General features: G+C 41.0%; 14 protein-coding genes. All 14 read right to left on the minus strand.

Features of this window, described 5'->3' with window-relative positions; all coding sequences use genetic code 11:
• Positions 1–22 precede the first annotated feature (22 nt).
• The gene (locus QR40_RS26530; protein ID WP_044297559.1) at positions 23–682 is read right to left on the minus strand and encodes an MIP/aquaporin family protein; all 660 of its coding nucleotides are present in this window, start codon (positions 680–682) and stop codon (positions 23–25) included.
• A 30-nt stretch (positions 683–712) separates the two neighbouring features.
• Complete coding sequence (locus QR40_RS26535) at positions 713–1,504, minus strand: hypothetical protein (RefSeq protein WP_044297560.1); 792 nt, start codon at positions 1,502–1,504, stop codon at positions 713–715.
• 65 nt (positions 1,505–1,569) lie between these two features.
• Complete coding sequence (locus tag QR40_RS26540; RefSeq protein ID WP_200889773.1) at positions 1,570–2,502, minus strand: glycosyltransferase family 2 protein; 933 nt, start codon at positions 2,500–2,502, stop codon at positions 1,570–1,572.
• Positions 2,503–2,537: 35 nt separating this feature from the next.
• The gene (locus QR40_RS31560) at positions 2,538–5,063 is read right to left on the minus strand and encodes an NlpC/P60 family protein (RefSeq protein ID WP_052431070.1); all 2,526 of its coding nucleotides are present in this window, start codon (positions 5,061–5,063) and stop codon (positions 2,538–2,540) included.
• 28 nt (positions 5,064–5,091) lie between these two features.
• Positions 5,092–6,222 carry a hypothetical protein gene (locus QR40_RS26555; RefSeq protein ID WP_044297562.1) on the minus strand — a complete coding sequence of 377 codons (1,131 nt, stop codon included), beginning with the start codon at positions 6,220–6,222 and terminating at the stop codon, positions 5,092–5,094.
• 39 nt (positions 6,223–6,261) lie between these two features.
• Positions 6,262–7,143, minus strand: a complete 882-nt coding sequence (srtB, locus tag QR40_RS26560; protein ID WP_052431071.1) for a class B sortase — start codon at positions 7,141–7,143, stop codon at positions 6,262–6,264.
• Entirely contained in the window at positions 7,097–9,340 is a 2,244-nt protein-coding gene (locus QR40_RS26565) for a WG repeat-containing protein (RefSeq protein WP_160295879.1), read from the minus strand. The genes srtB and QR40_RS26565 overlap by 47 nt, the downstream gene beginning before the upstream one ends.
• Positions 9,341–9,434: 94 nt before the next feature.
• Positions 9,435–12,104, minus strand: a complete 2,670-nt coding sequence (locus QR40_RS26570) for a YfhO family protein (protein ID WP_044297564.1) — start codon at positions 12,102–12,104, stop codon at positions 9,435–9,437.
• Between the two features lie 13 nt (positions 12,105–12,117).
• Entirely contained in the window at positions 12,118–12,666 is a 549-nt protein-coding gene (lepB, locus tag QR40_RS26575; protein WP_052431072.1) for a signal peptidase I, read from the minus strand.
• 10 nt (positions 12,667–12,676) lie between these two features.
• Positions 12,677–13,285, minus strand: coding sequence for a flagellar basal body-associated FliL family protein (locus QR40_RS26580; RefSeq protein WP_027292332.1), 609 nt, complete (start codon positions 13,283–13,285; stop codon positions 12,677–12,679).
• Between the two features lie 36 nt (positions 13,286–13,321).
• Complete coding sequence (locus QR40_RS26585; RefSeq protein ID WP_027292333.1) at positions 13,322–13,969, minus strand: hypothetical protein; 648 nt, start codon at positions 13,967–13,969, stop codon at positions 13,322–13,324.
• An 81-nt stretch (positions 13,970–14,050) separates the two neighbouring features.
• Positions 14,051–14,473: a hypothetical protein gene (locus QR40_RS26590; protein ID WP_044297566.1), complete on the minus strand. Its 423-nt coding sequence runs from the start codon at positions 14,471–14,473 to the stop codon at positions 14,051–14,053.
• A 182-nt stretch (positions 14,474–14,655) separates the two neighbouring features.
• Positions 14,656–15,462, minus strand: a complete 807-nt coding sequence (locus QR40_RS26595; RefSeq protein ID WP_044297567.1) for a hypothetical protein — start codon at positions 15,460–15,462, stop codon at positions 14,656–14,658.
• Positions 15,463–15,530: 68 nt separating this feature from the next.
• On the minus strand, positions 15,531–19,049 hold the full coding sequence (locus tag QR40_RS26600) for an InlB B-repeat-containing protein (protein ID WP_044297568.1): 3,519 nt from the start codon (positions 19,047–19,049) through the stop codon (positions 15,531–15,533).
• Positions 19,050–19,052 lie beyond the last annotated feature (3 nt).

Raw genomic sequence — 19,052 nt, forward strand, 5'->3', positions numbered from 1 at the left:
CTGAATCTCTTCTTCATTAGAACTACGGTGTCTTTGTGTCAAACAAACCTTTCCAGATTACGGCTGCAGCCACCCCGCCCAACAACGGTGCAACTATAAATACCCATACTTCCATCAATGCATTTCCCCCCAGAAGCAACGCCGGTCCAAGAGAACGGGCAGGATTTACAGAAGTACCCGTAAAATAAATACCAAACAAATGAACCAGTGTCAGCGTTCCCCCGATTACCAGACCGGAAACACTGCTGTTTTCCTTTTTGCTGGTAACTGCAAGAATTGTAACAATAAATACCGCAGATAATACTATCTCAATAATAATTGATTTCCATACACTTCCCTGGTAAAACCCATTTGCCCCCAAGCCCATATCCGTACCAATTAACAACCGCAGCAGTGCGGCTCCAGCTATGGCACCCAATACCTGAGCTACTGCATAACCGGCAAAATCTTTTAATTCCATTCTTTTTGTCAGCAGCATACCCAAGGATACCGCCGGATTAATATGACATCCCGATATACTTCCAATAGAATATGCCATGGCTATAATGACACCGCCGAATGCCAGCGCAGTGAGGAGATAAGACGCATTGGCTTCACCGTTGCATCCCGTTACTGCTGCGACACCACAGGCAAATAATACTAATACAAAAGTCCCAATAAATTCTGCAATATACTTTCTCATATCATTCCCTCTCTTTCACGGTTTTCAGCACTATTTCCATTTGATGCTGTAGGCTCCGGAAGTTGATTTTAAGTTGCTGGATCTTGTTACTTTAATATAGTAGGTACCTTTAGGAAATTTATCTCTTGTAACATACTTATTCGTACCTGACTTCACGATAGCGCTGCTCCCTGTAATAAATACATTTTTATCTGCTGCCGCAATCCTGAAGTTAATATAATCGTTTGCTTTTGCGCCATACCATAATGTTATCTTTTGTTTGTTTTTCAGATTGATCTTATACCAGTCTGTCTTTGAACCGTTTTCTCCGGCTGGCAAAACTCCGTTTACGGTTTTATTCCTCTTAATTGCAACTGCTTTTCTCTGGCTTGAACCGCTTTTCTCTTTTACGGAAGAAAAAGAATACGAGAGATTATAAAGTTTCTCCCCTTCCACCTTGAGATAATAGGTCCCCTTCCTGACTCCATAATAGCCTGTGAATCCTGGCTTGGAATAACTGGAGAGGTAGGTCTTATAGTCCTCCATTGGTTTCTTTTTTGAATTACACAACAGAACCCCCATACTATACCGGTTCACACTGTATGCAGAACGTCCCCATCCGGTCACTTTTATATAACCATTTCTGGGAATCGTGATTTTGTGATAAACTGAAGTATTATAATCTGCTTCATTTCCAATGTAAGTCTTCCCTGATGACAGGCTTACCTGTCTGGTTCCTGCCGCCATCGCAGTCATTCCCAGCATAAACACGCCCAAAATAACCATTGTGCTAAAGGCGATAACATGTCTTTTTAAATTTTTTATTGTCTGCAATCTCTTCATATCATTCCCTCTTCTCTCTTTTCAAATTTTCTATCGTTTCTCACTCTTTGCCATTCTCTTATCCGTCATCCCTCTTCTTTTACAATAAAAACCGGTCTCCCCTTACACTCTAAATAAGTTTTAGACAGATACATTCCTATAATTCCAGTAGCACAAAGCTGCAGTCCTCCCAGAAATATTACGATACCTGCCAGGGATGGCCAACCTGCTACCGGATCACCAAACAGTAAAAACCGTACGATCAGCAGCAAGATTAATAAAAATGAAATACCGCATAATGCAATCCCTCCAACAGAAGCCAATGCCAGAGGCGTGGTGGAAAATGCAATAATTCCTTCTATGGAATATCCAAACAGTTTTAAAAATGACCATTTTGTATTTCCTGCTGAACGCTCTCTGTTTTCGTATGCGATATACTTCGTCTTAAAACCCACCCATTCAAAAATACCCTTACTAAAACGGTTGTATTCATTCATCTGCAGTATTGCATCCACTACCTGGCGCTTCATAAATCTGAAATCTCTTGCACCGTCTACAATACCCGTTTTAGAAATGCTGTTCATCAGTTTATAAAACCGTCTTGCGAAGAATGACCTCAGCTTTGGTTCGCCTTCACGGCTGCAGCGTCTGGTCGCCACACAATCATAGCCACCTGTTACAACAGCCTCATACATCTGTGGAATTAGATCAGGCGGATCCTGCAGATCTACATCCATCACCGTAACAAATGCTCCTTTTGCTTTCATAAGTCCTGAATAAATGCCTGCCTCTTTCCCGAAGTTCCTGGAAAATGAGATATAGCGAACTCTATCGTCTTTCTGATGCAGTTCACGTATAACAGACAGAGTTCGGTCACTGCTTCCGTCATCCACAAAAATAAATTCAAAGCAAAGGTTCTCCGGCATATTTTTTAGCATTTTTTCCATCTCATCATAGTAAATGGGAATGGCTTCTTCTTCGTTATAGCAAGGAATAACAAAGGAACACAGCTCTTTCATCTTTTCCATAATTACGCCTCCACCTCTATATTCCGCTACTTTGCAAGGTATACATCTCCATATTGAAGCCCAAACTGAAGTGCTTCTTCGTGTGAATTCAAATAAATATCCACATGGCCGTAAGGTGTTCCCCGGTCTTCCACCACATAAATTTTCCCGCCTATGATCAACCGTGTTCCAAAAGGCAGACCTGCCATCGCCACCGTCCTGCCCTGGGTTGCTGCAGTGCCGCTGGCTGTAGCTCCGTCGGCCCACTGTCCGCAGCAGATTGCGCAGTTACAGTAAGCAGTCAATTTGAAGTTGCCTAACAGTTCACCAAAATCCACCCTGGCTGCTGCAGTATAAGCAGAATCATAAGAAATACCTGCTTTTTGGTTTACTTTCTCAATCTGTTCATTATCAGTATCCGATATAATTCTAGTAGCCCAGACAGATTCCCCCCTGCTTACTTCTGCTGTAATAATTCCAATATCGGAATTGGCTGCCTGTACCGTCTGTCCATTTCCGATATACATAACGACATGATAGATATAGCCATCTTTCGCATAGAAGATAAGATCTCCGGGCAAAGCATCTTCCACTGGTATCTTCGTGCCATATTGTGCCTGGTCTTCTGCAACTCTTGGAATGGAGTACCCATATGTACTGTAAATGGTCTGTACAAATCCGGAGCAGTCCGCTCCATTTGTCAGGCTCGTTCCTCCCCATACATAAGGATTCCCAACAAACTGCAGTGCGAAATCAACCATAGACGTTCGTATAGGGCCGGAAACAGATCCTTCTTTGACTGACGTAAACGTATAGTAAAGGCTTTTATTTTCCTCAGGCTTTTTCGTCATCTCAGCTGACAGAAGATGCTCCTCTCCCTCTTTTTCCACAATCTCCCTCGCTTCATCTCCCAGAATCATTTCATCACTTCTTACAAATCCTCTTACATCACCGGATTCTACAAACAGCCAGTCAGCATTATCATTAGCCAGTAAGTAACACAAGGTATCCTTCTTTAATTTTCCTACCGTTTCTGCACCGGCATCTGTGGATTCCATTACAGCAGTATTTTTCTGTGCTATCACATAGACCTTGTCTGCCAATGTCCTGCGGGTAGTAGTTCTTGTAAATGCAAGCGCCTTATTCTCCAGCGGATCAATGAGGGCTTTTGCATAAGTCAATGCCCCGCTTACTTCCTTCGATATTTGGTGCAAGTCACCTTGATAACTATCCTCACCCTGCGCTTCTGTTTCTGTATATTCTGACTTGGTTTGTCTGTCTTCCCCGGACTTTTGCATCTCTTCATCCGGCTCAGCTATGGATTCACTCTGCACCGTTTCCCTTTGCTTATCCTCTGATAACTCTTCCAGCAAGAGCGTATACGATACCTGACCGCTTATTTCAGATCCATTATCCGGTTTTTTCGGATTCGAAATTATTTTGGGTTTATCCTTTTTCTTATCTGTCTGCTTTTCGGTCTGTAAGTCCACCGAGTAGGATGTATTACTGTCCATTAATCGATCCAGGCTCAGTTCGTATTTCACAAAACTGCTTTCTCTTTGCTTGATTAGTGCCTCGACATCCTCACCGGTCTGAATCATCCCGCTCTTTACAAACCCTCTTACAACTCCGGATTCAATGTATGTCCATTCCCCTTCCTCTTTCAGGATATAGCAGATATCATCCATATTCATTCTCCCGGCTTTTCGTGAATCTTCCTTCATTTCTTCATAGACCGGTACCACTTCTTCGCTTGCCATAGCGGCTTTCTTCTTCACTGTTACGAAACGAAAGTCGTCTTCTATCTGGGGCAAACGGACGATCTGCTGGTTTGCCAGCAACTGTTGGTTTGATTGAAACTGCCTCTGGGTTTCAGCGGTTTCCGCTTGATCTTTCTTAATGTCTCCCTCTGCTTCGGAGCCGGGTTTCTTTGTTATATTGGTGTCTGTATCTGTTTCCGACGGAATTTCAGTATCTGTTCCTGGTAGGCTTTCCGGCTCTGTTCCTGGTAGGCTTTCCGGCTCTGTTCCGGGATGGCTTCCTGGCTCTGTTCCGGGTTCGCTGCCTGTATCTGTTCCTGGACGGCTTTCCGCTTCTGTTCCTGGCTCACTCCCTGGCTCCTTTTCTGGCTCACTCCCTGGCTCCTTTTCTGGCTCGCTTCCCGGCTCTGTCTCCGGCTTGCTTCCCGGCTCCGTCTCCGGCTTACTTCCCGGCTCTGTCTCCGGCTTGCTTCCAGTATCCGTTCCTGGCTCGCTTCCAGCATCCGTTCCTGGCTCACTCCCAGCATCAGTCCCAGATTCGCTTCCGGGCTCCGTCTCTGGCTTGCTTCCAGACTCTGTTCCAGAATCACCCCCGCCATCCATTCCAGGCTGGTTTCCTGCTCTCATCCTTGGCTGCTGTTCAGGCTGGGTTTCCTTCCCCCCCGCTGACAGTAACTCTGCTCCTGCCCCGGAATCTCCCGTCAGGTTCCCGGCATAAACTTCAGGAAGTGAAGCAGCATTTACCCCATGTACCGGAATTGGCATTAATATAACAACCGTCAATAATACTGCAGCAGCCTTTTTATAATGCATTTACCATTCTCCTCTCCGGATCACCGTCTTATTGCGCTTCTTTTTCGTCGTCCAGATCTAACTGTGACAGATCACTCAATTCCTGAATATTTACCGTATTCCCTATGTAGTTAAACAGATCCTGGTAACTCTTGATTGCATTTTGCTGCATCATGCGATATCTGTTATAATCCTCACTTACTGCCTGAATTACTTTACTGGCTCTTTCATTTGCCCTCTGCATAATTCTTTCTTCTTTTCTGATTGTCAGATCCAGTTTTACCTTTGCTTCCCGCTTCATGCTCTCTGCTTCAAATCGGGCATCCTCTAAAATTTCTGCTTCATCTGACCGAATTTTTGCAACATAATCAATTCCTTCCTGCTTGGCATCTTCTTTGATCTTTTCTGCTTCTGAACGTATTGTTTCAGCATCTTTACGGGCTTTCTCAATCAAGTCAGCAATTTTTCTGTCTGCCTCTTTTTCCTTCTCATCTATCTGTTTTTTTACAGCGGTGAGATATTCATCTGCTTCCTTCTTCGCATTATCAAATATACTGGAAAACCGTTCCATATCCAGAATCTCTTCATTACTACTTTTCACTTCCGACTCTTCTTTTTCCCTTACCGCATCTTCCCATACCGATTTTTCCCAGGCTTCTTTTTCTTTTACCAGTTTTTCCACAGCATCCTTCAATTGAACGTTTTCCTCCATCAAAGTATTCATTTCCTCTGAGACATCCGGCTTTCTGCTGCTCACCGCTATATCCTCCACGGCTTTATTCCAGTTTTCACTTTCTTTCGTCAATTCCGTTATTCTTTCTGTCAGCATTTCCTTTTCACGTTGTAAACTCTGGTATTGTTTTTTAAGATCTTCCAATTCTTTTCGTGTTTCATTGTCTGCTTTTAACTGTTTTTTCAGTAATTCTTTTTCTCTTCGCTGGTCTTCTAAGAGATTATTGAAATTCCCTACTTCCAATTGACTATCCACCACTTGCTTATTTAAAGCCTTTATCTTAGTGTTTGCCTCCTCTAATCTATTATAAATACCTTCACATTCTTCTTCTTTTTCCTTTAACTCTTCATCAATGTCCGCAACTCCCTTTTGCAGGATTGCAATATACTTCTCTACTTCCTCTTTGTTATAACCTCTGCGTTCTTCTGAAAACGTCACTTTATTCATCTTCCTTATCCTCTCTTTACTGTTTTATTTCTGCCCAATCTATCGGACAGCCTGAACAACATAGCGGTCCTGGTTTGTTCCATCCCCCGTACAGGTTGAAAGCGTGAGCACTCTGTTGTCAATATTAAAGTCCTTTTTCTCTGTCTGAATACCCGAATTTAGACTCATCCGTTCTAAAAATGACAGATAATTATCATCGGGCTGTGCAAACAGGGTATAACATTCGTTTGCCACAGTTACTACCTGTGCTGAAAATATTTCATATCGGTAATTATTATCTTCCGTCAATATCCATACATAAGGATTTCTGTCATATGCTCCTTCTAACGTCATTTTTTTTAATTTCCCGAACATACTGCCATCCGCCATGTTATGTCCGTATATAACCGTATTGCAATCTTTAAAATCGCTTGAATTCTCCCAATCCATAAATATGGAACCAGCAAAATTGTAGTTTCCTTCTATCGTTCTGTGCAGGTAATAGTCATTATCTTTTCCTTGTACCACCGGATAGCTGATATCCAATGCTTCAATATAAATCCATGCCAGTATCTGGGAGTTCTTTTGCTTCAGGGTTTTAAAATCCACGCTTATAGGCGCTGTTAATTTATTTTCTTTCGCCGGCGTTTCACCTGCATTTTTTCGTATGCCGTCTTTATTTTCTTTCTCAATGGTTTTCATCTGTTCCGGGATCTGTTCTACAACTTCTTCCTCAAGCTTTTGATACTCCTCTTTCCCATCTGAATAATCAGCATTCGTCTGATATAATTGAAAAAAAGAATATATCATTATAAAAATTAAAACGAGGATGAGCAGATTGAAAATTTTATTGGAGATGCCTTTTTTCTCCTCAATTTCCGGCCTGTTTTTTAATTCAAAGCTTTTTAATTCTTCTTCCAGTTCCTGCTTTCTGCGTGCCATCTTTTCTGCCCCTCTTCTGTTTTAACCTCTGGGCTGTTTTCTTTCTCCAAAAATAAAAACTATCCGCTATTTCTGTGTAACAGATACCCGTAAACAACATTAGTAAAAGTAAAACAAGTGCCAGTCTGCTTGATGCATGCCAGATCTGCCAGAACAGATGCTGGTATCCGGTCAGCGTAATCGTTCCATAATTGTATTTGTAAATACCAAGCTTTTCACTTAGATTATCTACCAGCAGAAATGTAATATCCGACTGTTCTATCTTTGTCACAATTTTGCTTCTGCTAAAAGCCAGACCCATGGAATAAGTGTTATCCATTACTGTCTGGTTCCCGGTAATTCGATAAGATACCGGATTTTCGGGAATATTATGTATCAGTACATAGTCTGACAGATCATTTCCCTTCTCTTCCTCCATTACATACCGTACCTTCTGCAGCTGGTTTCCTTCATTGTCCAGATAATAAATATCATTCCCTTTTTGTCCAAAATACCAATTCTCCTGACCCCCGTCGGAAAGTATGGTATAACTCTTGCTGTTCCTGCTGTCTGCTGCATAAATTGTCTTTCCATAACCCACATTGTCATATTCAATCGGTATAATCTCCTGACCCTGGTAATTCGCAGCTCCAACCAGACCTTTTTTTTCTGTTATGCGCAATGCATCTACATGTCCATTAAAAAATTCAATATCGTCATATACAAAATCCAGTATTTTATCTCCACCTGCCGTAAAAGCTCCGTATTTTCCATTTCTTTCGCAGATAAATACCCTTTCTGTCTCTTTTTCTTTTGTGTTATTCTCATCATTGTATAAAATACTGTCCAGATACTCGGCAACCACAACACCACTGTTGGTTACCAGCGTTCTGCCCTTGTCACCCTGATATACAAAATAACTGTTTTGAAAAATAAACCGGGACTTTTCATTTGTTGAATTAAAAAACCGATCCTGTTCTCCTTTTCCAATTCGGAACAACTCACGATTCTGATAATTCTTTACAACATAATCCTTACCGTCATCATAAGTAATCAGTTCCGATGTAATCATACAATCCGTTTCCGCCCCAACATCACATAATAGCGTGCCATCACCAGCATTATATACACGGTAAAAAGTATCTTTTGTATCGATCAGCAGCTTATTATCTTGGGCAAAAACCGGCATATCTACATTCTCTGTTCTGGGACCCTCGAAGGTTAAAATAATATTTTCATTTCTGTCCTCCAGTGTACAGGTTCCCTTAAAAATTCTCAGCCTTCTGTCCCCTCCGTCAACATACCGGTTAACACCGTCATAATTTCCTGCTACTCCTTCATAGTTTTGAATATCCATATTGCCTGCCTCAGCAGCATCTGTATCTGTAGTGTCCCTATTCTCGGATTCACCATTATCTTCCGCTTCATTTCCGGATTCCGTTACTCCATTTCCAGTTCCGCCAGTTCCTTCTGCGTTATTATTTCCGGCACTATCTGTAGTTTCCGAACTGCCCTCTGTCCCACTCTGTTCTTCCGTCTGTCTGCCCTCTGTTCCGCTCTGTTCTTCCGTCTCACCTTCCTCTGTGCTGTTTTCCTGAAGTTCGCTTTCCTGAAGTATATCTTCTGTCTCAGGTTCCGTTTCCCGTTCCTGTATCTTTTCTTTATCTAAGTTCCCACTATCAAAGAAATATCTGGTAACGGTTCTGGTATCTTCATGGATTACTCCGATATATCCGCCGTCATCACTCATTGTCAAGCTGTCATATTCTAACGGGATCAGCGTTTCACCTTTTTCCGTTATTACTCCATATTTTTTATAAGCATAATATCCTCCGCCTGCCCCCGCATTGGAAAGTTCACCGGTTCCTGCAATAAACTGGTTCTCCTGTGTTTTTTGTAAAAACCCGTATTCTTGTGGAATTACAGTCTCATTTTTATCATTTACAATTCCCACCTTACGGTCGGAGATCACCCAGAATAAGTTTCCTTCGTGATACATCCCATCTTTGATTAATTCTCCGGTCCACGGATCAAATATCGTAGATTCGAATGGGAGTACCACCTCTCCTTCGTAGTTGAGCGCTCCTGATTTACCATTCTCTGAACTCGTAGCAATAATCAATCTGCTGTTCTCGTCGGTTACCACATTAGAGACTTTTTCATTAAACCAGGTAATCTTACTACGGTTAAACCAAATTCCACATTGACTCGCCAGCATACATACAAGGCACACTGCTATAACTTGCTTAATAAGCCGATGGTAAGACTTTTTTTGAAACAAATATTTTAAATTTAGATTTTTAAGTCTTTTTTTAATCTTCATTTCCCTTTTCCATTTCCGTTATCTGTCCGCCGCGATTTTCCTTTGCATCTCTTCTTCTGCTGCAGATGCACAACAGAACCATAACTGCCAGACTGAGTAAACTGATCCCAAGGCCCGCATATAAACCTGGCGAAGTATACTTAAAAATAACTTCATGTTCTCCTGTTTCCAGATCCAATGCGATCAAAGACTGATTAATCGGCATTATTTCAGCCTCTTCACCGTCTATAAAAGCTCTCCATCCTTTTTCATAAGGAATAGTGGTAAATAGAACTCCATCTTTTTCTGCATGTACCTTTCCTCTGACGTACCCATCCCTGCCTTCTTCAATCAGAAGCGATTCACTGTTCAAATCTTCAAATGCCCGGTCCATCTCCTTCTGATGATATGCATACATAGAAAGGCTGATCTTACCAAATGTCACACTCTCTTCCTGGATCCCTATCTTCAGAGTTACCTTATCTCCCTTTTTTACATTTCCCACATGATAGAAATGATTGCTCAGCTGCTTATCTGCAATTAACTCATCATTTATAAAGATCTGGACTCCGGATGTATAAGCTGCTGCCAGACGCAGATACAGATCTTCATCCTCTTTTACTACTGCTTCAAAGACGATATGATCCTTTCTGCTGCCTTCTGCAGATAGATATCCAAACTGCTGGTTATCAATAATCTGAACCTCCACATCATTCTGCTCTTTTAACTGAAACTCCTGCTCTATGAACACCTGATATTGTTTGCCCGTCATCAGATGCAGCAGCTGCGACTGATTATAAAAATAATCGGCATTCAGAGATTTCCAGTCCCTTACCTCGGGTTCACACATATATGCTATTGGCAGTATCTGCTTATTTTCATATACATCAACATTTCCGGTCTGTGTACTAAGTTCATAACGGTTATCCAGACGACTGGCATCACCATTTAATACCAGTATATTTTTCAGACCAAAAAGTGTATTAATAACCGGCGTTCCACTGGCATATCCAAAATGATTACTGCTGAAAGAAAAACCAATATTCCCAAGAAATGTTGCCATTGTGCTGTTTACCATAGATCCAAATAAACCAGTGCCGTACAAGTTATACGCCATCCCCTCATTTTCTACTGTAGGATTTGACAATTCCTGCCGGTAAAGATCCTTACCAAGTAATTTTCTCGCTTCATAGACATCATTCTGGCTCCTGTAAAAGTCAGTGACGGTAATTCCGCCCTGTAGTTTACTTCCCGTTACAGCACTTGCCAAAAGCTCCAGGCATATAACAGATATCATGATTCCCATTACGAATTTCCGGTCTTCTGCTTTTATTACGTACCAGATCTGCATAATCATATATCCTGCTGCTAATGCCACGCTAAACCAGAACATTTTAATTGAAATATTTTCACGCTGCAGAACATACAGGGCAGATAGACCAGCGATGACGCAGATGTCAGCCAGCAGGATCTGCCACAGGGGATACTTCTTTAAATTGCAAAAAGCTTCATATGCCAGTAACAGAACTACAAAAATTAATAAAAATACAAAACGGTTCGGAATTCCGACCTGATTATGAAAACCATGCCAGATAAAGTTAAGGCATTTTTCATTCGTGCTTAAAAATAACAGCAGTATGAGCCCAGCCATTTTTAATTTGCTGCTTATCTTTATTCCCCTTTTTAAAAAATAAAGCAAAGCAAGTCCTAACATAGCAATTCCAGCGTATAAATTTGCATTATAGGAAGCATTATTCACAACAGAAACCGGATCAGAGAAGGCAAATATCCCCCCTTCTTTTCCAGCTAAAATATTAGAAAATGTCGTCATTAATTCTATTTGTGGCAGCTGTTCATTTACGGAGGTCTGAGACACTCCAATATATGCCGGTATAAGAACCAGGCAGGCCATTCCTGCCGCTAAAACAGAAGAACCAGCAAACAAAAATCCACGCTTAAAAAAGCATTTAATATTTTCAAACTGATAAAAGAAAAACCATATTACTAAAAAGATGCAGATCATATAAGTAATGTAAAAACTGCTCCATAAAGAAAGCGACAAACTAACGGCATATAACTTCCATTTACCATTTTTCAGCAGTTTCTCCAGACCTGTAAGTATCAGAGGAAACAGTGCAAGACTGTCCAGCCACATAATATTAAAAGAATACCCAATCATAAAACTGGACATGCCATAAGCGCATGCAAATGGTAAAATTCGTAAATCATGTTTATTTCCCCGGCTGCCAATATAAAATGCGAAACTGAGGCTGCACAGCACCAGTCTTAAACCAATCAAAAAATTCATTGCAAAATCCAGGCCATCTGCTGGAAATAAAAGTATGATCAAATTCAATGGAGATGAGAGATAGTAAGACCATAAGCTCAAGAAATTAAATCCCATACCTCCGCCAAATGAATATTGTAAAGACTGTCCTTCTAAGAGACGTTCTCTATACTGGCCCATAAATGGATAATACTGATGAATTGCATCATTTGTCAGAAATGAATTATTACCAAAAGGAGCATATCCCATAAATATAGAAATCAAGACCCAGAACAAAGCCGAGACTGCAAGTACGATTACATACACACGATTTTCTTTTATCCATTCTTTCCAGTTAAATGATTGTTTTGCATTCATTTTTTCTTTTTTTTGCTTGTGTGTAAAAAGTTCCATTCCTGTACTCCTTTTATTTCATCAGACTTATTTTATGAAAAGGAAAAACCCGTGCAACAATATGTCCGTCAATTTTCTCCTTGGGAATCGTCCCTATTTCACTGTATCTGCTGTCCATAGAGACCGTTCGGTTATCTCCCAATAAAAAATACTGCCCCTTAGGAACTTTGGCTGGATAGTGAATATCACCCGTGACAATCGTGGTATCCATAATATAATCCTCTTTTAATTCTTCTCCATTGACATATAAATTACCAGTCAGTGGATTTATATCAATCACATCACCGGGCACCCCTATTACACGCTTTACCAGTTCCTCTTCCATTCCTTTTCCGGAATGACAAATCACAATATCTCCCCTTTTAGGTTCATATCCCAACTTTATGTATATCAATAAATTTTTATTTTGCAGCGTAGGCTCCATACTCTCACCATGAACTAACGCAAATCCGCCTACTGTTAAATTTATCAGAAAAATAACAAGCCCCACTGCTGCCATTTGAAGAAAGAAATAGAGCCACTCTGCAGCTAATTTTTTCTTTTTCTCAATGTGATTTTTCACTATAATTACCCTAATTCTGGATTACTATGGTCATTGCTGCTTTCATCGTTCCGGTCACTTCTTTTCCGTCCACATCGTAGACATAATAGGTGAGTGTAGCCGGATATGCACCTTTTGGCAGGTTTTTGGTAAGTTTAATTGTGGGGATATACTGCTCAGGATAAATGAGGTCATCACTGCGGTACAGCTCTGATCCATCCTCATCTAAAGTTAAAGCTACCGTACACGGAAAACTATTGCCCGGGCTGTTTACAATATCTACCTTGCCCTTTGAAGTTCCATTCTGAAAAATCGGCTGGCTATTTACATTAACTGTAAACATAGATTCATCTATTTTCTGCTGCAGTGCATCTCCCAATTCCCCTTCCTTCATTCCTTCCGGCAAACCATTCATAATAGCTCCCTCTGCAGCTATACCTGCAGTTTCGGCTTCATCTGCTGTATTGTTTTTAAACTTTGATGAAAGCGCAAACGCTGTGGTTGAAAGTATCAGAACAACTGCAATCAGCAGAACCCATTTTCCTTTTGACTTTGGCTCAGGCTCATGCATTTCCGTTGTTTCTTTTTTTTGTTCCTCCAGTTCTTCTTCATAAGCCTTGTTTAATTCATCTAGTTTCATCTGTTTTATAATCTCCTTTAAATTTCTATGACTGTGTCATCTATCTGCCTGCTCATGGGTTTCAATAGTAGCTGTCACCTGGTGTTCCCCTACCACTGTCTCCCCCTTTTCGTCATAAAATGTATAATAAATCGTTGCATTATAGATTCCTTTTTCAGCTGGCAATCCGGTGAGTTCTGCATCTTCCACGCTGTCGCCAGGTTTTATCAACTCTGACTGATAGAGATAAGCCTCTTTTTTCTCATCTATAGACAACTTAATTTTAAGGGGATATGCACAATAAGGTGGATTTGCTAAACGCAGCGCAACCGTTTTTCCATCCGCTTTTACATCTAAACTGGTATTCACATACACATAAATCTGACCTTTATCTACACTTTTATTTTTCCAGTCTGCTTTTTCTTCTTTAGTGATGAAAGATGGATATTTATTTCGGATATCACTGCTGTTCATTTTATTCACTCCCAGAAATATTCCTCCTATTATTACAAGAATCAACGCAGGAATTACGGCAGCCAAAATATACAATTGCTTTTTTCTTCCCACTATATTTCTTTTTTTCTTACCCGCTCCCCTATTTTTCGCTCTTTCCGGGGGCTTACCGAATTCTTCCTTTACACTCTTGGAAGATTCAAATTCTTTTTCCAGCTGCTCCAATGCGGAGAGTCTTCTGTTTTCATCCATGATCTACCTCTTTAAATTATTATCGTCAGCCTGATAGGCTGACGAAAAATATTCTCCAATATGCATTTGGGAACTCCCCGCCTATTGTTTGTTTCTTGCAGTTCTCTGTTTTATCACCACTGCTAAAATGATTACTGATACAATCAGTAAAACCAGAAATATCAGATTTCTGTTTAAATCTCCGGTTTTTGCATTCTGAGTCAGCTTATCATTTAGTCCATTTCCAACCTGAGTGGTTGATGGTTTTGACGATTTAGATGACGAAGACTTACCTGATGAAGCTGTACTTCCATTCTTTGCCTTTACCGTACCATCAACATCCACCTTTCCATTTCCCTGCACAGGTTCTTTATTCCCGGGAGATTGCTGCTGAATTGTTTTACTCTCTGCTTCAGCCGCATAAGCTCTGTACGGTAACGTTAAAAGCAGAGAAATCGACAACAAAATTCCCAGCAGCAAAAAGATATTAGTTTTACACGCTTTTCTTCCTATCCTTTCTTCCATAAAGTCCTCCTTGTATTGTAATTTTCAACGTGGCCCCTTGAGAAACAGCTGCATCTTTTCAGCTGTTTCTCAAGGGGTCAAGTATTTCTCAACCCCAGTTAAAAAAATAAGTAGCCAACGTATTTTTTGTTTTTTAAACTGTCCATTCTAATGAACGGACAGCCATCATATGTATTCAGTTATTATTTGTTGTAGCTATAAACCATATTCAATTTGAAATTACTTTTCAGTTCTTTGCCATCCTCGTAGCTTGTTGCAAATTTAGTTGTAACACCTGTTGCAGCTCCATTCTGGTCAGCAAAAAATAAATCTGTTGAAGATGGATTTACAGCATCTCCTGCTGCTCTTGTTCCTGCCGCTAAAGTTCCTAATGCTGCCTTGTTTAAATTAGCACCTAAATCCTGTGCCGTTCCACCCTTCAGGTTCAGATAAACACCAGCAACCTGATTTGAATCTTCTGCTGCATTGATGCCGCTTACAACTTTAAAGTCTCCTGTTGCATTTGCTTTTGTTACTGCTACACTAACTGTCTTAGGAACCGGCACTTTACTAGACTGGATATAACAGGACTGATTTAAAATCGTACCTTTTACTGATTTATCACTGGAAGTAAGCTGAATATTAGCATCGGCACCATTACCTGCTACCAGGAAAGAAAGGTATGTAGGTGCAGTTATAATAAGCTGAGCAGAATCTTCTGTTCCATCGCCGCCCCAGTCAGTTGTGGTACTGTTGCTGTCCAAAGGTTTTGCAGATCCTGTATAGCTAGGAAGTGAAGGGTTAACAGAGCTACCACTAGAATCAATAACAGCATCTTTAGTCAGCCAACCGTCTACATCCACACTTGCTTCTGCATTAGCGGGAGTATTATCTCCCTCCGTTCTTTGATTTAAAACCTGATCCGGTGTGGCTGCAAATGCTCCAATTGACATGGACGCCGCCATTGCTACTGTTAAACCTAACGCGATAAATCTCTTCTTGTTTTTCATATGTTTCTTCCTCCTAAATTAAGTTTGGCTACTATATATAATTAACGCCATTGGCTGTTAATCCGTTATTATTGTCCGCTTCCAAATGAAAATGAAAGCTTCATAGTATGAAATCCATTTAATACAATAGTATTGTCTGTAATATCACTGGGCTCCTGATAATAGCGCTTTGTCTGCGGATCTGTATATGCACTTGGAACTGCCAGCTGAATCTTTGATTCACCATATGGTGCTCCGAACCAGACTTTATCCACAGTTCCCGCACTATCATCTAATGAGATTCTTTGCTGTCCATCCACATTCGCCAATGCTTCCAGCGCTACCAGTGGATGAGTAGAAGGCTTCGCCATCTGTTCCGCAGTTACCGTTGCAAAATCAACTAATGAGTAACTGGACGTGGCACGTGTCTGAATTCCTTTATAACCCACATTTGCCACATGCTGTTTCTTGCCATAATCCTTTTGCTGTCCATCGATTAAAATGGTATCTTCAAATGAAGCACTTTCATTATTTAAAACAGCAGGAGGCGCAATAAATCCTTTTTCTGTTCCATTCAGACCGCTGGTATAAATATTAAAGATAATTCTTGTAGGAACGGTTATTTTTAATTGATTAACCGCTTCCGGAACGCGGACTGCCTGATAACGGCCATAAACTCCGCTTGTATCCGCTGTATTAGTTCCTGTCAGCCCGAATGTTTTACCATAAAGGTTATTTGCACTATAGGATGGATCCAGGTACTTAGTATCCTGATCCCCTTCTGCAAGTCCTCTGACAAAAGCTTTTCCGGTTACCGGGTCGGTAACAGCTACATCATCTTTTAACCATGTACCATCTATATTATCTAATACAGAGATCATCTGATAATTCCCCGGTATGGTAAATGCGGATCCCTTAATACTTAAGTCTAAGTTTTCAGAAACTTTGCTATACAAGGTAAGATCCAGTTTTTTAGCTTTTCCTGTAATACCCTGGATTGGTTCTTTTCCCTTATCAGCTGCAGCACTCACCGTACAGCCTTCATTGATCTTTATACTTGTAATATTTTCGCTGATAACAAGTCCTTCACCGTTGATATTTGTAAAAAGATTATCCATATCGCCAGCATTGCTTCCAAACGTCACTATACCATAGCTATCCAGATTCAACTGCTTAGCGCTTACACCTTTTACTGTAATATTAAATTTTTTATCTTCTGACCCTTCAACAATCACACTTTTATCAGCTTTTCCTATTATCTCTAACTCATGGATGTGATCCGTATTACAGCTTACAAAGGCATTGCTAGTCATAACAATTGTCTTACTTGTAACCGTGAAACCACTTGTAATATTCTCATTCTTTGCATTTTTTAATGTTCCTGCGGCAATGTCTAAAACAAGCGGGCATACGTCTGAAATTGTATTTGACCATTTTGCTGTCAAAGTCACATCCTGAGCAGGCATCCGAAAGGTATCATTAGGGTTTAACTGCTGTTTCTCCTCACTGCCTACTAAAACTGGTACATTGCTTTCCCATCCTGCAAATATCCAGCCTGCTCCTGGAGATGTCAGCCCTTCTTTACCCAGAACAACGACATAAGCATCTGTCTGGTAAGGGCTATTGCTATCCGTTATGCTGCCGCTTCCGTTTCCTGCACTGTAGAGCACTTTATATGTCATCTCCCAATGTGCATATAAAGTAACATCTCCCGTGGGAGTATAAGGTGCTTTTACTTGGGTGCCGCCTTCTGCTTCCGTAAACCATCCCTTGAAAATATAATGCTCCGGATGTTCTGCTGTTGGGAAAGAAGCAACCGCATCTCCTTTTAAAACGGTATCACTAGCTTTTTCCGGAGTACCGCCATTTCCGTCATAAGTCACCGTATACCCGTCTTTAGCTGTCCATACCGGATAAAGTATCAGGTTAGTCAGATCTTTAATCGCATCTCCCGGTTGGTACTCTGCCGTCTCTGCTCCGGAAACCGTACTCCATCCACCAAATTCCTTACCTTCCGGTGCTGTAAAATTAGGCATCGTAAGAGGCTGGCTTGTATTTTGTGTGGGATCATTATTCAGAATTTTAGCGTTTTCTGCCTCTTCATCCGTATAATAGATCTGCTGATATTGTGCTGCACCTTCCGAATCATCGAATTTATACAGCATTTTTTTACCTGGTATAGTTATACTTCCAAGAAGCAGATGACATCTGACAGAAAAGACTTCTTCTTCATCCACCGAACTTCCAGTAACAGTTGAGCCATATCGGTCGTCTACATCCCTTAACCGTATATTTTTGATAATTTCCCCTGGTTCTGCCTTAAAGTTGAAAAACTCCAGTTGAAACTCTTTATAGCCAAGACCATCATGTCCGATCTTTATGGCTCCCTTGTCCGCATCTTTATACCACTTAAATATAGAACGGAAACTCATTAAATCCAAAGGAATATCCTCTTCATTCTGGTAAGGTTCCACAATACTGCCACTGTCCATATCCGGCACATTTTCTAAAGATGGCTTTGGCAGGCGTTTCGGCCAGGACCATTCCAGTGTTCCTCCTGAAATTTTTGAAAATACTGCAGGATCCATTATCAGCCTTACCTTCATCGTAGCATTATACTGACCCTTTGCTAACGTTGTATCAGTCATTGCTTTCGTATCATATACCTTATAATCGATCCAATTCCCATCGATATGCTCTTCACTTTGCCATACCGGATATAAAACCAAGTTCTTAATGGCATATTCGCCTTCTGCATCTTTCTTATCTAATGCTTCTCCTGCGCTAAAATCTACGTTCTGACTATTTGGAGTTATGCTCCATCCCAAAAATGGATGCTCTCCCGCTGAAATTCCCGTAGCCGCAAGATCCAGTATGGTTTTGCCTGCCAGTTCTTCATCCGTCTGATACTGTTGGGTAAAACTTACCGTACCCTCTTCATCCGATTTGTAAACAATCGTCCTTCCCGGCATACGCACCTTTCCTTCAATTACTTTTTCTCGCACACTGACTACTTCATCATCAAGTGCCTTACTCCAGACCGTTAACGAAGATTCACCTACATTTTCCCGATAATAATCCCGAACGCGAATTTTTTGGATTTCTCCCGGCAATGCTTGTATGTTGGAGAATGCCAACTTAAATTCCTTTGAGCCAATCCCATTTTCGTCTGGTGTAACAACTCCCCCATCAGGCGCTATATACCAACGGAACATCTGACGGATACTTTTATATCCGGACTGCTCATCTTCTGGTAGAATATAACCGTTTCCATCATCACCTGCCTCAATTGCACCAAGGGGTGGAGTCTCACTCAAAATAGGTTTTTCCCATTCCTCTGGCCAGGACCACTCTACGGATCCACCCTGTATTTTGCTTACGGCTGCCGCATTAACCGATATCCGTGCGGTTGTCTGGACATTGTAAAATCCCATTTCTCCTGTCTGTTCTGCCACCGTATCAAACACCGTATAATTGGCACCAAACTCATTATCCGGCAGAGCCTCTCTGGCTTTTATCTGTGCTGCTACCCAGATATTAGACAAAGCTGCACTTATAAAAACCAAACACATCAGCAATGCTATATATCTTTTCTTCTTTTTCATCATGGC

Origin of the sequence: Robinsoniella peoriensis, assembly GCF_000797495.1 — a bacterium.
Lineage (GTDB): Bacteria > Bacillota > Clostridia > Lachnospirales > Lachnospiraceae > Robinsoniella > Robinsoniella peoriensis.

Bases quoted from the DNA above. Each gene is read 5' to 3' on its own strand.
- QR40_RS26530 (WP_044297559.1), bottom strand. From the start codon at position 682: ATGAGAAAGTATATTGCAGAATTTATTGGGACTTTTGTATTAGTATTA.
- QR40_RS26535 (WP_044297560.1), bottom strand. From the start codon at position 1,504: ATGAAGAGATTGCAGACAATAAAAAATTTAAAAAGACATGTTATCGCC.
- QR40_RS26540 (WP_200889773.1), bottom strand. From the start codon at position 2,502: ATGAAAGAGCTGTGTTCCTTTGTTATTCCTTGCTATAACGAAGAAGAA.
- QR40_RS31560 (WP_052431070.1), bottom strand. From the start codon at position 5,063: ATGCATTATAAAAAGGCTGCTGCAGTATTATTGACGGTTGTTATATTA.
- QR40_RS26555 (WP_044297562.1), bottom strand. From the start codon at position 6,222: ATGAATAAAGTGACGTTTTCAGAAGAACGCAGAGGTTATAACAAAGAG.
- srtB (WP_052431071.1), bottom strand. From the start codon at position 7,143: ATGGCACGCAGAAAGCAGGAACTGGAAGAAGAATTAAAAAGCTTTGAA.
- QR40_RS26565 (WP_160295879.1), bottom strand. From the start codon at position 9,340: ATGCTGGCGAGTCAATGTGGAATTTGGTTTAACCGTAGTAAGATTACC.
- QR40_RS26570 (WP_044297564.1), bottom strand. From the start codon at position 12,104: ATGGAACTTTTTACACACAAGCAAAAAAAAGAAAAAATGAATGCAAAA.
- QR40_RS26580 (WP_027292332.1), bottom strand. From the start codon at position 13,285: ATGAAACTAGATGAATTAAACAAGGCTTATGAAGAAGAACTGGAGGAA.
- QR40_RS26585 (WP_027292333.1), bottom strand. From the start codon at position 13,969: ATGGATGAAAACAGAAGACTCTCCGCATTGGAGCAGCTGGAAAAAGAA.
- QR40_RS26590 (WP_044297566.1), bottom strand. From the start codon at position 14,473: ATGGAAGAAAGGATAGGAAGAAAAGCGTGTAAAACTAATATCTTTTTG.
- QR40_RS26595 (WP_044297567.1), bottom strand. From the start codon at position 15,462: ATGAAAAACAAGAAGAGATTTATCGCGTTAGGTTTAACAGTAGCAATG.
- QR40_RS26600 (WP_044297568.1), bottom strand. From the start codon at position 19,049: ATGATGAAAAAGAAGAAAAGATATATAGCATTGCTGATGTGTTTGGTT.